This is a genomic window from Roseibium alexandrii DFL-11 (assembly GCF_000158095.2).
Lineage (GTDB): Bacteria > Pseudomonadota > Alphaproteobacteria > Rhizobiales > Stappiaceae > Roseibium > Roseibium alexandrii.
Map to the genome: position 1 here is coordinate 3,824,783 of NZ_CM011002.1, position 12,505 is coordinate 3,837,287.

The window sequence follows — 12,505 nt, forward strand, 5'->3', positions numbered from 1 at the left end:
TTTCGCCATAAAAGACCAAAACCCGCACCGGCCTCACCGATGCGGGTTTTTTGTTGCTCGGGTAAGAACCCGTTCTAAGTCACATTGAACGCGGCGATGGCGGCCATGTTGACGATGTCGCTGTCCTTGGCCCCCAGCGGAACAATCTGGATCGACTTGTCAAACCCGACCAGAAGCGGGCCGATCACCGTTGCGCCTCCAAGCTCCTGCAGCATCTTTGTCGAGATGGAGGCAGAGTGGAAGGCCGGCATTACGAGAACATTCGCCGGTCCGGACAAACGGCAGAACGGGTAGGCCGCCATACGGTCCATATCGAGCGCAACGTCAGCAGCCATTTCCCCATCATATTCAAAATCAACCCGGCGCCGGTCGAGGATTTTGACGGCCTCGATGACCTTTTCAGACCGTTCACCACGCGGGTGTCCGAACGTGGAATAGGCAAGCATTGCAACACGCGGCTCATAGCCGAGTTTACGCGCAACATGCGCTGCTTCTTCGGCGATATCCGCCAGTTCTTCAGAATTCGGCATGTCAATCACGGCCGTATCGGCCACCAGAACGGTGCGCCCGCGAGCGAGCGCCAGGGAGACACCGATGACCCGATGACCCGGTTTTGGATCAATGGTTGCCCGGACCGTATCGAGCGCCACGGAATAGTTCCGCGTCAGACCGGTCACCATGGCGTCGGCATCACCGCGCGCCACCATGATCGCGCCCCAATAATTCCGGTCGTTGTTGACCATGCGCTGGCAGTCCCGCAGCAAGTATCCGCGCCGCTGCATACGGCCATAGAGGTATTGCGCATAGTCGGCGTTCCGGTCAGACAGACGCGCATTTTGAATACTGAGGCCTGGTCGGTTGATGTCGATCCCGGCGCGCTCAGCCATGGACTGGATTTCGTCTTCCCGGCCAATGAGGATAGCTTCTCCGAGACCCTGACTGACGAAACTTGTAGCCGCGCGGATGGTCGGCTCTTCCTCACCTTCGGCAAACACGACCCGTTTCGGTTGCTGGCGTACCTTGGAAAAGATCCGCTGCAAGGTGCCGGCGACCGGGTCACGTCGTGCCGAGAGCTGATGCTTGTAGGCTTCCATGTCGACAATCGGCCGCCGGGCAACGCCTGAATCCATTGCGGCCTGGGCGACGGCTGGCGGAATTGCATGAATGAGGCGCGGATCGAACGGAACTGGAATGATGTATTCCGGACCGAACTTCGGCCGATTACCGCGATAGGCGGCTGCGACTTCATCCGGCACTTCCTCGCGCGCAAGCTCGGCCAGGGCGTTGGCGCAGGCAACCTTCATGTCGTCGTTGATCGTGATTGCCTGAACATCCAGCGCCCCACGGAAGATGTACGGAAAGCCAAGGACGTTGTTCACCTGGTTTGGATAATCGGACCGGCCGGTCGCGACTATTGCATCATCACGTACTTCTGCGGCTTCCTCCGGTGTGATTTCCGGATCCGGATTGGCCATGGCGAAGATGACCGGGTTTGGCGCCATCACGCGCAGCATGTCCGGCGTCAGCGCGCCTTTCACTGACACGCCAAAGAAAACATCCGCGCCTTTTAGGGCGTCATACAGCGAACGGGCCTTGGTATCGACCGCATGAGCCGACTTCCATTGGTTCATGCCCTCTTCGCGGCCCTTATAGATCACACCCTTGGTATCGCAGAGCGTTACGTTCTCGTTGGGAATGCCCATCGCCTTGATCAGTTCGATACAGGCGATCCCGGCCGCACCCGCACCGTTACAAACGACTTTCGTGTCCTTCATGTCCCTTCCGGTGAGGTGAAGCGCATTGATCAGGCCGGCCGCGGCAATGATCGCCGTGCCATGCTGGTCGTCATGGAAGACGGGAATGTCCATCAATTCGCGCAGACGCTGCTCGATGATGAAGCAGTCCGGTGCCTTGATATCTTCCAGATTGATGCCGCCGAAAGAGGGCCCCATGTAGCGCACGGAGTTGATGAACTCATCGACATCCTGCGTGTCCAGTTCCAGATCGATCGAGTCAACATCGGCGAACCGCTTGAACAGAACCGACTTGCCCTCCATCACCGGCTTGGACGCCAAAGCACCGAGATTTCCAAGGCCCAGAATGGCGGACCCGTTGGAGATCACCGCCACCAGATTGCCCTTGGTGGTGTAGTCGTATGCCTTGCTCGGATCCTCCGCGATCGCCCGCACCGGAACGGCCACACCCGGCGAGTAGGCGAGCGATAGATCACGCTGGGTCGCCATCGGCTTGGTCGGGGTGATTTCGAGTTTGCCGGGACGGCCTTGCTGGTGAAACTGCAGGGCTTCCTGATCTGTGAAACTGACGGATGTTTTGGAGGAAGTCTTGTCGGCGGACATTTTGCAGGCGTTTCCTTAAATTATCGGCGCGCTTCTGAAAGGCGGGGTATGACCTTATCGCCGGAGTATTGATGCCTCAACCCAGAGGATCTAATCCCTTATGCGGATCAAGGCTGACGGCAGTGTGAACGGTACGCCTAAGCGCCTATTCACAACAAACATCTCTTACCGGCGGCCAATGACGCGGTTCCGCGCTTCGGGAGCTTTCCCTTCAAAGCGCGTTGTTTTAGGTATCGGGGATGACCCAGACGACCGCGCAAAAACCGGCTCCGGCGGACACCAAAGTCACGCCGATGATGGCCCAGTTCATCGAAATCAAAACCGCCAACCCGGATAGTCTTTTATTCTATCGGATGGGCGATTTTTATGAGCTTTTTTTTGAAGATGCTGAAATCGCATCGCGGGCATTGGGCATCACGCTGACCAAACGCGGCAAGCATCAGGGCGAAGATATCCCGATGTGCGGCGTTCCGGTCCATGCCGCAGATGATTATTTGCAAAAACTGATCGCGCTGGGCCATCGCGTCTCCGTTTGCGAACAGACCGAAGATCCGGCGGAAGCGAAAAAACGCGGCTCGAAATCCGTTGTCCGGCGCGATGTGGTGCGTCTGGTGACGCCGGGTACACTGACAGAAGAACGGCTTCTTGATGCCGGAGCCAACAATTACCTGATGGCACTCACCCGGTTGAAGGGCGGATCGCTCGCGGGCGATGCGGTCTATGGTCTTGCCTGGATCGACATGTCGACCGGGTCGTTTCAGGTCTCCGAAACAGATCACCAGCGCCTTGCGGCCGATCTTGCACAAGTTGCCCCGCGAGAATTGATCCTTGCGGACAATCTTCTGCAGGAACAAGACGTCCGCCAGCTTGCAGAGCTCTCGGGCGGGGCTCTGTCGCCCGTACCGCGGGCCTTTTTCGACGGATCGACGGCCGCCGACCGTCTGGCGCATTATTTTGGCGTCAAAACCCTCGATGGCTTCGGCACCTTCAGCCGGGCCGAACTTTCAGCAGCTGCGGGCATTCTCTCCTACATCGAAAAAACACAGCTCGGCGAACGGCCGCCGCTCGATCCACCGGTGCGCGAGGCCGGTGCGGGACGGATGCTCATCGACCCTGCAACCCGCGCCAACCTCGAACTCTCCCGCACACTGTCTGGTGAAAAGCAGGGATCGCTGCTGTCCACAATCGATCGGACCGTCACTGGCGGTGGGTCCCGCCTTTTGGCGAGCCGGTTGGCCGGACCGTTGATCAATGTCGATGCCATTCAGCGGCGCCATGATGCGGTGGCATTCTTTCTCAACAACGAAATCATGCGCGAGGGCCTGCGCCAGACCTTGAAAGGCGCGCCGGATATGGCCCGCGCCTTGTCCCGGATTGCGCTGAATCGCGGAGGCCCGCGCGATATCCTGTCAATCGCGCAAGGGTTGGCCGCAGCACGCGCCGTTCTGGACCAGACCGGTACGACACCGTCTGAGATCCCGCCAGAAATCGCAGCGGCGCGCTCGAGCCTCGATCAGGCCCCGCACGAACTGGGAGCTGAGCTGGTGGCCGCCATCAAGGAAGAGCCACCCCTTTTGAAACGCGACGGCAACTTCGTTGCGACCGGATACAACGCCGACCTCGATGAATTGCGGGCGCTGCGCGATGAAAGCCGCAAGGTGATTGCCAAACTTCAGGCCGACTATGCGGAAGAACTCGGCCTGCGCTCTTTAAAGATCAAACACAACAACGTACTCGGCTGGTTCATCGAGGCGCCAACAGCACAAACCGAAAAGCTGACGGCAGATCCGGGACGGTTCATCCACCGGCAGACCATGGCGGGCGCCATGCGCTTCACCACAACGGAACTGGCCGATCTGGAATCCAAGATCGCCAGTGCCGGGGAGCGATCCCTCGCAATCGAGCTCGAAATTTTTGAACGCCTATCCCAGGCCATCATCGATGCCGGCGATGCGATCAAGGCCGCCGCGCAGGGCCTCAGCATTCTGGATGTGTCGGCTGCTTTGGCCAAACTTGCCCAGGATGAAAACTATGCCCGTCCACTTGTTGATGACAGCCGCGCCTTTGACATTAAAGCCGCCCGCCATCCGGTGGTTGAAGTTGCACTAAAAAAAGCGGGCGGGGAAAGTTTCGTTGCCAATGATGCCAATCTCGGGCCGGAAGCGGATGAAGACATCGGCCATATCTGGCTGATCACCGGTCCGAACATGGCCGGTAAATCGACCTTCCTGCGCCAGAACGCGCTGATCGCCGTCCTCGCCCAGATGGGCTCCTTCGTTCCGGCAGCCTCTGCGCATATCGGCATTGTCGACCGGCTGTTTTCCCGGGTCGGCGCGGCGGATGACCTGGCACGCGGGCGGTCAACCTTCATGGTCGAGATGGTGGAAACCGCCGCGATCCTCAATCAGGCGGGCGACCGCTCACTGGTCATTCTGGATGAAATTGGCCGGGGCACGGCGACCTTCGACGGGCTTTCCATCGCCTGGGCGACCATCGAACACCTGCATGAGGTCAACAGATCCCGGGCGCTGTTCGCGACCCACTATCACGAACTCACCGCGCTTTCGGCCAAACTGGAGCGGCTGTCGAACGCCACAGTGTCGGTGAAGGAATGGAACGGCGAGGTAATCTTCCTGCACGAGATCGTGCCGGGCGCCGCCGACCGGTCCTACGGCATTCAGGTCGCCAAGCTCGCCGGTCTTCCGGCAACGGTGGTTGAGCGCTCCAAGCAAGTGCTTTCGCAGCTGGAAGAACAGGACCGCAACGCACCGTCACAAAATCTGATCGACGAGCTGCCGCTCTTTGCAACCCTCGCCCCACCGCCCAGCGCCCCGGCCGCCGCGCGAGAGGCCGATCCAATCCACGAAGCGCTCGGCGAGTTCAACCCCGACGACATGACCCCGCGCGAAGCTTTGGAAGCGCTTTACAAACTGAAGGGATTGCAGGTCAAACAGGGGTAGGTGCGGAAGTACCCGCAGCAATCCTCAAGACACAGGATTCACCCCCATCACCTCCATCCATTATTGCCGGACGTGATCCGGCAATCCATGCCGCTTCGTGGCCATCCGATCAGCCGCGCTTGTGGCAAGGCCACGGCATGGATTACCCGGTCAAGCCGGGTAATGACGACGGAGAGAGAGGCACGGCACGAGCCTTTACAGCTGCATCTTTGGTAGAGTTGCATCCGTAAACTCTTCTTTTGCGATTTCTTATGATTTTTAAGGGAAGCACCGACTAGGACCATGACGAAACAGAGCGAAGCTGACGACATCATCTGGATGGTTCGGGGCCATTTATCTGATGCAAACAGCCGCGGATGGCAGCCCGCAGAGTTGTTCGAGGATAACAAAATACGTGCGGAAGAAATCCTTAAGGCTATCAGGCAAAGCAAAATTGGCTGGCAACTCTCGAAAGACCAATTTCCGAAGGACAATTATCCCCGGCCGGATAATTATCCGGCTACAGACAAACAATCCGTGCCACAGATTTTCTCCAGCGGGTTCACTTTCCTCTCCGAAGAGAGTGCGGATGTTGTTGGCCAGTTCGATCTGGGGGACGGCGCGCTCTATCCGACCCGCCTTTGGCGCTCGGACCGAATTACCCCAATGCCTGGACGCCATTTCTATCTGAATGTCGCGAGTAAAAAAGACGCATTCTTGCCCGAGCAATCGCTAGGCGCAAAAGACATTAGTCACGGAAAATGGCTTGTTCCCTTGCTTCCCCAGAAAGACACTGAGCTATGGTTCGCGGATATCGTGCTCAATGGGCCAGACCTGTGGTTTGACCCGACAATAATCGACAACTTCTTTATCAGCGACCGCCTCAAAAAGGCTCTGGATTCCGGCAAGCTGTCCAAGGACTGGATGCTTACGCGGTGTTCGGTTGCCGTTGATTGAGGAATATGTTGGTCCGGATTGCTCATGATTTTCCGGGTATCTCCAAAAAGTAAGATTGAGCACATAGTTGCTATACACTCGGACGTCATCCCCGGCGCAGTGACACGAAGACCGGGGATCCACTCGTTTGCAGAGCGCCCTTGAATTGCACTCAAAATCTGCAGCAAGCGGGTTTGCGAGTGGATCCCCGCTCGGGGCGGGGATGACCACAGAACAAACGGTCACGGACTGTGGCTGATCTGGTGGGCACGGCGAAAATCTCGCAGACCGATCAAATCCAACAGTCCTCCTATCCCGCCTGAACCGCCGACAAAATCTCGGCCAGAGCCTCTTCGTGGATCGGGACGCCGTCCTCGCCCAGCGCCTCAAGTAAGGTCCAGTCGCCATTGCCGGAAACGGCAAGGCAGAGGGTGGCTGCCGGGTGGCCGTCCCAGTGATAGAAATAAAGATCTCCCGCCAGAACGTTCTGAACATACCGCGCGATGCCGTTCCGCATACGCCTGTTTTCCTCCTCAATCGCAGAAAGTGTCTGCAGGGGAGACAACAGGGACGTTGCCGGAATGGGCGGCGGGGGAACCTCCCGGCTTCGGCCCGCCAGCATTGTCCAGTGTGCCAGCCACCATTGCAGTTTCTGGGGCGAGGCAATCAGTTTTAACGCCTTCAGGGCACCGGCACGCTCAGCCTCGGTCAGGTTTCTTAAACCCGACTGAACGATATGCAGAATGCGGGCGAAGGAGAGACCTTGGTCCAAAAGCACGCGGATTTGCAGCGTCTCAGGCCAGTCGGTCTGTTTCAGGATCCTGTCAGTCATCTCGTCCTTCATGCGGACCAGATCTTTCAAATCCTGGGATTCGCTTTTCTGGTTGAGCGCGGCCTTGAGGGCCCGATGTTCCAGAATGCCGGAGCCAGGCGGAACCTGTTCCAGTAGCGCAAGGAGAGACGGTTCCGGCGTTTGGCCAAGATACCGGGTGAGTACGACTTCACGTGTTGTTTCGTTAAGGGCTGTTGCGAGTTGCTGGCGTTGTTGCGGACGCGTACGTCCGGCAGCGCAAAAGAGTTCGAGCGTCAGCGATAACGTTCCAAGCCGTCCAAGTCCGGTTTGCTGATGGACCTTGCGCCACAGGCCCGGCGCACGGCGGAAGAGATCCAAGAGCAGCCATTGCTGGGCCCCGAACGGTGCGGAGAGCCGGGTCAGGCTCAGCGGCAGGGTCGCTATGTAATCCTGAAACGCCTTGTCCACGCCCGGTCCGGCCGCAATCCCGGTTCCAAGGGTCTTGGGATGATGGGAGAGGACACTTTTGAGTTCCGCTTTCCGGCCATAATCCGGAGCATCGAGAACCGGCCAATCGGGAAGGAAGTCTTCCGGTTCCCGGTTCTGTCGCTGGACCTTGCAGCCGAACGGCTGATCCCAATAAGCGTAGATGATCGCGTTTTCGCCCGACCGTTCCGCCAGACCTTCGCTGATCCAGTCGTAACTTGCATAGGTGGGCGGAAGCGTCCGCTCCGGTTTTTCATCCAACGCGAGCTGTTTCTGCTGGCCCGCCAAGTTTTCCATCATGGCCATGTTGCTCTCTCAAGCGCATCTGCACAGATGAAAACCTTGCGGAACCGTTCAAAAAACGGCAACGGACCGACCAAGCTCGTTTTCCGATATGCACAGGGCACCTGATGACTGGGCAAAAATTGCCGACTGCTCACGGGAACTCTTCGTTGAGCGCCTCCAAGCCAGTATTGGAGTAAAATTGTATTTTGCCTGATGACACCTCAGGCGTGCCGGGGTACGGTTTCAACATCTTTCCAGATGCCTGACCCTCCCAAAGGCGATTTCGTGTCCCGTTCCAGATTTTTGCCGCGGCAAGCAATGCTGATCATTGCGCTGCAGCTGACCAACAGTATGTGTGTGTCGTCGCTCGTCCCGATGATGGGATATTTCATCGTCGATGGGCTGGGCGCAGATCCATGGCAAATCGGGCTCTACACCGGACTTGTGGCACCGCTCACCTTGCTGACCAACCGATGGGCCGGCGAACGGCTGGACCGGGGAGTGTTGGTCCGTCCGCAGCTTTTTATTGCCGTAATCGCCTTCCTTGCCGTTGCCGGTCTCCTGACACAGACAACAGAACTCTGGCTTTTGCTGGCACTCGTCGCCCCCTTGATGAGCCTTTCCAACATGGGCTCGGGGATCATCTTCACCTACGGCCGCCTTTATGCAGATCGGGCCGGTGTCGATATCGGCAGAATGAATTCCTGGCTGCGCATGTCGGTTTCGCTTGCCTGGATGATAGGCCCGGCAGCCGCGTTTTCGATCGCAGCACAGTTCGGCTGTCAGGCTGCCTTTATCAGCGCCTTTGGGCTCGGTCTGGTGTATCTCGTGTTGTGGCATGTCGTGATGCCGAAAGGCTTTCGTGCGCCGCCCAAAGACACGTCATCCACCGACAAGGATCCCATCAACTGGGGTCTTATAATGGCGGGGGTGATCTGCCTTACCTTCGTCATTACCAATTCCCTGTTTGTCTCAGTGATGCCGCTTTACTTCATCGATCAAGTCGGCCTGCCTGGATTTACACCCGGTTTGTCGCTGTCGGTGAAATGCCTTCTGGAGGTCATCATCATTCTGGCATCCGTCCGCCTGGCAGAACGGTTTGGTGTCCGTACGATTCTGCTCTTTTCAGCAGGTCTTGCAGGCATCGACATGTTGTTGTTTGCGCAGGTGACTGAAGTCTGGCAGGTCGCGGCGGTCGCTGTTTTGGAAGGCGTTCATTATGGCCTCTTCGCCGGGGTGGCGATTACATTCGTGCAGAGCTTCGCACCTGACCGGCCCGGACGAGCGACAGCGGTTTACATGAACAGCCTGTTTTTAGGCGGTATGATCGGCAGCGTTTCAATGGGTTTCATCGCCTCGGCTGTCGATTATCGCGCTGTGCTGTTTGTCGCCTCGGCAGTATCTTTGGCAGGAATGGCCGTTTTGCTCGCCACCGCCCGGTTGAGGCCCTCTCCGGAAACAAAGCCGGTTCGAGGTGCCTTCTAAACGCCGCCGGCTTTCGCTGTTGCAAGGGCATTTGTCATAGCGCCAGCAAAGCTCGTGCGGTCTTCCGGGTTTAAGAAATTGCCGAGGTCAACGGTCTCTCCTCGGCTGGTGAGAGAGATCTTGGTCACACCTTCGTCCTCAATCTTGTCGACGGACAAGCGCACCCACATCGGATTAAACCGGTATTCAAGATTCCGTTTGCCAGGACCGACCTTGCGGACAAGGATTTCATAACGGGACAGGCGAATTTCTTCAAACTGCCGCGCGGAGGCGTAATTCAACCGGAACGCCAACCAGATCAAAGCCATGTCGAGGCCAAAGAACCCAAACACCGGCCAGGCCCCCATGCTCCAGAACACGGCACCGGCAACAAAACTGATAAGGCCCAGACAGAACATGAGGATCAGGAACCCGTTTGGCCCAAGCGACCGGTAGGGCGTCAGAACAGCTGTAAAAAACGGCCGGTCTTCGCTTTCCGTATTGTCAAAACGGCTCTGATCTGAATTGTTCCCGCTCATGGGAGAGGATTATAGAGAGAAGATGACGCAAGCAAAGAGCCCAGCTTCCGCCAAACCGGCAAAACGCTCAGTCAAATCGGCGCAGGCCCGAAAAAAGGCGCCATCCGTCGATAACCCCGGCAAGGTTCTCAAACGGTCCCGCTATACGAAGGCGGAGACCTACGAAATTTTCAGGCGGTTTCATGCGGACAATCCAGAGCCTGAAGGGGAGCTGGATTATATCAACGCCTATACGTTGCTGGTCGCGGTGCTTCTGTCTGCCCAGGCGACTGATATCGGCGTCAACCGGGCTACCAAACATTTGTTTCAGATTGCGGACACACCGGAAAAAATGGTCACGCTGGGCGAAGACAAGGTGCGCGAGAAAATCCGGACTATCGGTCTTTTCAAGACCAAGGCCAAGAATGTCATCCTGATGTCGGAACAGCTGATCCGCGATCATGGCGGTGAAGTGCCGGAAGACCGGGAAGCGCTGGAAAAGCTCCCGGGCGTTGGCCGGAAAACAGCCAATGTTGTGCTCAATATCTTCTTTGGCCATCCGACCATCGCGGTCGACACGCATTTGTTCCGGCTCGGCAACCGGATCGGCATTGCACCAGGCAAGACGCCACTGGACGTCGAGAAGTCGATGGAAAAAGCGGTGCCGAAAGAGTTCTCCCTGCACGCTCACCATTGGCTGATCCTGCATGGACGGTACATCTGCAAGGCCCGCAAGCCAGAGTGCAAACGTTGCGTGATCTATGACCTTTGCAAAAGCCCGGAAAAAGAAAAGTTCGATGCCGTGCCGGATATCGCTGTTCGGACCAAAGCCATCATCGAGCGAGAAAAGGGCGGCTTATGTTGAAACCGGACGGCATGCCGCAAAGCCCAAGACTTCGTTTCCGATTGCCGGAACTCTCTGACGCTGCGTTTTATCAATCGCTGATGTCCGACCCAGACTACATTCGCTTTATCGCCGACCGCGGCATCACTAGCATCGAAGCCGCACGCGCTTACATCGACGAAAAAGTGCTGCCGGATTTTGAGGAAAACGAGGGTGTCGGACTTTGGATCATTGCAGAAAAAGACAGCGATGACCCTGTAGGTCTCTGCGGCCTAGTTGTGCGGGACGGGCTGGACATGCCGGACCTCGGCTATGCGTTCCACAAAGACCATCGAGGCAAGGGGTATGCCCAGGAGGCAGCCAAAGCCATCATTGCGTTTGCCCGGTCTGAGCTCGGGTTATCGCAGCTCTGCGCAATCACGCATCCGGAAAACGCGCGGTCTTCGGCTCTTTTGATGAAAATCGGATTTCAGCCAAACGGCCAAAAGTCCTTGCCCAAGATTGAAGGGATCGCTGACTACTTCGTCGCGGATCTTCAAAGTCTGTCTTGAAAGAAGTGAGGCTTAGGGCTTTTTGCGCAAGCGCACGACGACATCGACGTGCACAACTTCCATGCCTTCGGGAATATCCGGCAATACACCAATGCCGACACCCTCACCGGGAATATCGATCACCTTGTTCTCGCCTTCGATAAAGAAATGATGGTGGTCTGAGACCTTGGTATCGAAATAGGTCTTGTTGCCTTCAATCGCGACTTCGCGAAGAAGACCAGCTTCAGTGAATTGGTGCAGCGTATTGTAGACCGTTGCCAGAGACACCGGGACATCGGCAGCAACAGCTTCTTCGTGCAAGAGTTCAGCAGACAGGTGCCGGTCGCCCTTGGAATACAGAAGTTCGGCCAATGAGACACGTTGACGGGTCGGCCGAAGGCCTGCGTCCCGGAGCATATCGGTCACATCTTTCCCGGCTGTTTCAGTCACGATCTCTATTGCCATTCAGATCCGGTCCAAGTCTTTTTCACCATGTACAGCGTATGCATATCACGCTGATGAGCTCTTCCACGTGCGCTTAAAAGCCACGTACTGGCTTATATCTGCCATTTCTTGCACCTTACATGCAAGTTTTTAACGCGGAGCTACTTTCTCCGCCACCTATAAAATTCGTGCAGCGCAGCATTCAATAAGTTCGAAAAACCGCGGAAAAAGGGGCAAACTTCACGCGTACGACATCTTTCGGTCATGGTTCCCCTGTGTTAGGAAGGCGCCACAATCGAAACGAAAACAAACCCATAACAAGGCTCTTTCCAAAAAAGAGGCTTGGCCAAAAAGACGGAAAGTGAATGACCGAGCGCCGCTCCAGCTACGACTACGAAGCTCTTCTCGCCTGCGGCCGCGGCGAGCTGTTTGGCCCCGGCAATGCACAATTGCCTCTCCCGCCGATGTTGATGTTCGACCGGATTACGGAAATTTCCGAAACCGGCGGCGAATTTGACAAGGGCTACATTCGGGCAGAATTCGATATCAAGCCGGATCTTTGGTTCTTTCCGTGCCATTTCCAAGGCAATCCGATCATGCCGGGCTGTCTGGGGTTGGACGCCCTATGGCAACTGACTGGTTTTCATCTGGGCTGGCAGGGATTACCGGGCAAAGGCATGGCGCTCTCCACCGGTGAAATCAAATTCAAAGGCATGGTCACGCCGGAAACCAAGCTCGTCGAATATGGCGTTGATTTCAAACGCGTCATGAAGGGCCGCTTGGTTCTGGGCATTGCAGACGGCTGGCTAAAAGCTGACGGCGAGCAAATCTACAAGGCAAAAGATCTGCGCGTGGGCCTCTCCACCGCCTAAACTCCGGTTCTGCGGAGCAAGAAAAGTTCTAGCCGGC

Annotated in this window: 10 protein-coding genes; 6 read left to right on the forward strand and 4 right to left on the reverse strand. The window is 57.0% G+C overall.

Going from position 1 to position 12,505, the window contains the following annotated elements:
* Positions 1–74 precede the first annotated feature (74 nt).
* A complete protein-coding gene (locus SADFL11_RS17520; protein ID WP_008191252.1) occupies positions 75–2,357 on the reverse strand; it encodes an NADP-dependent malic enzyme in 2,283 nt (760 codons plus the stop codon).
* Positions 2,358–2,596: 239 nt separating this feature from the next.
* Here SADFL11_RS17520 and mutS point away from each other — a divergent pair, with 239 nt between their 5' ends.
* Together mutS and SADFL11_RS17530 are read left to right on the forward strand one after the other, a co-directional pair.
* The gene (mutS, locus tag SADFL11_RS17525) at positions 2,597–5,317 is read left to right on the forward strand and encodes a DNA mismatch repair protein MutS (RefSeq protein WP_008194110.1); all 2,721 of its coding nucleotides are present in this window, start codon (positions 2,597–2,599) and stop codon (positions 5,315–5,317) included.
* Between the two features lie 282 nt (positions 5,318–5,599).
* Complete coding sequence (locus SADFL11_RS17530; protein ID WP_008191525.1) at positions 5,600–6,253, forward strand: hypothetical protein; 654 nt, start codon at positions 5,600–5,602, stop codon at positions 6,251–6,253.
* 289 nt (positions 6,254–6,542) lie between these two features.
* Here SADFL11_RS17530 and SADFL11_RS17535 read toward each other — a convergent pair whose 3' ends face one another.
* The gene (locus SADFL11_RS17535) at positions 6,543–7,817 is read right to left on the reverse strand and encodes a hypothetical protein (protein ID WP_008195552.1); all 1,275 of its coding nucleotides are present in this window, start codon (positions 7,815–7,817) and stop codon (positions 6,543–6,545) included.
* 264 nt (positions 7,818–8,081) lie between these two features.
* On the opposite strand from SADFL11_RS17535, the gene SADFL11_RS17540 reads away from it, so the two are divergent.
* The gene (locus tag SADFL11_RS17540) at positions 8,082–9,281 is read left to right on the forward strand and encodes an MFS transporter (RefSeq protein ID WP_209002643.1); all 1,200 of its coding nucleotides are present in this window, start codon (positions 8,082–8,084) and stop codon (positions 9,279–9,281) included.
* Here the strand turns inward: SADFL11_RS17540 and SADFL11_RS17545 are convergent.
* Positions 9,278–9,799, reverse strand: a complete 522-nt coding sequence (locus SADFL11_RS17545) for a DUF2244 domain-containing protein (protein WP_008196770.1) — start codon at positions 9,797–9,799, stop codon at positions 9,278–9,280. The two genes, SADFL11_RS17540 and SADFL11_RS17545, sit on opposite strands and share 4 nt — an antisense overlap.
* Positions 9,800–9,821: 22 nt before the next feature.
* On the opposite strand from SADFL11_RS17545, the gene nth reads away from it, so the two are divergent.
* Together nth and SADFL11_RS17555 are read left to right on the forward strand one after the other, a co-directional pair.
* Positions 9,822–10,643 (forward strand): endonuclease III, encoded by an 822-nt coding sequence (nth, locus tag SADFL11_RS17550; RefSeq protein ID WP_008188754.1) that lies wholly within the window; start codon positions 9,822–9,824, stop codon positions 10,641–10,643.
* Positions 10,637–11,173 carry a GNAT family N-acetyltransferase gene (locus tag SADFL11_RS17555; protein ID WP_008190680.1) on the forward strand — a complete coding sequence of 179 codons (537 nt, stop codon included), beginning with the start codon at positions 10,637–10,639 and terminating at the stop codon, positions 11,171–11,173. Before nth ends, SADFL11_RS17555 begins: the two co-directional genes overlap by 7 nt.
* A 12-nt stretch (positions 11,174–11,185) precedes the next feature.
* Here the strand turns inward: SADFL11_RS17555 and irrA are convergent, their stop codons facing one another.
* The gene (irrA, locus tag SADFL11_RS17560) at positions 11,186–11,617 is read right to left on the reverse strand and encodes an iron response transcriptional regulator IrrA (RefSeq protein WP_008190843.1); all 432 of its coding nucleotides are present in this window, start codon (positions 11,615–11,617) and stop codon (positions 11,186–11,188) included.
* A gap of 344 nt (positions 11,618–11,961) precedes the next feature.
* Here irrA and fabA point away from each other — a divergent pair, with 344 nt between their 5' ends.
* Positions 11,962–12,468, forward strand: a complete 507-nt coding sequence (gene fabA, locus SADFL11_RS17565; protein WP_008194104.1) for a 3-hydroxyacyl-[acyl-carrier-protein] dehydratase FabA — start codon at positions 11,962–11,964, stop codon at positions 12,466–12,468.
* The last annotated feature ends 37 nt before the right edge of the window (positions 12,469–12,505 follow it).

Excerpts from the sequence above, each read along its gene's own strand:
- nth (WP_008188754.1), top strand. The coding sequence starts at position 9,822 with ATGACGCAAGCAAAGAGCCCAGCTTCCGCCAAACCGGCAAAACGCTCA.
- irrA (WP_008190843.1), bottom strand. The coding sequence starts at position 11,617 with ATGGCAATAGAGATCGTGACTGAAACAGCCGGGAAAGATGTGACCGAT.
- SADFL11_RS17555 (WP_008190680.1), top strand. The coding sequence starts at position 10,637 with ATGTTGAAACCGGACGGCATGCCGCAAAGCCCAAGACTTCGTTTCCGA.
- mutS (WP_008194110.1), top strand. The coding sequence starts at position 2,597 with ATGACCCAGACGACCGCGCAAAAACCGGCTCCGGCGGACACCAAAGTC.
- SADFL11_RS17535 (WP_008195552.1), bottom strand. The coding sequence starts at position 7,817 with ATGGCCATGATGGAAAACTTGGCGGGCCAGCAGAAACAGCTCGCGTTG.
- SADFL11_RS17530 (WP_008191525.1), top strand. The coding sequence starts at position 5,600 with ATGACGAAACAGAGCGAAGCTGACGACATCATCTGGATGGTTCGGGGC.
- SADFL11_RS17545 (WP_008196770.1), bottom strand. The coding sequence starts at position 9,799 with ATGAGCGGGAACAATTCAGATCAGAGCCGTTTTGACAATACGGAAAGC.
- fabA (WP_008194104.1), top strand. The coding sequence starts at position 11,962 with ATGACCGAGCGCCGCTCCAGCTACGACTACGAAGCTCTTCTCGCCTGC.
- SADFL11_RS17520 (WP_008191252.1), bottom strand. The coding sequence starts at position 2,357 with ATGTCCGCCGACAAGACTTCCTCCAAAACATCCGTCAGTTTCACAGAT.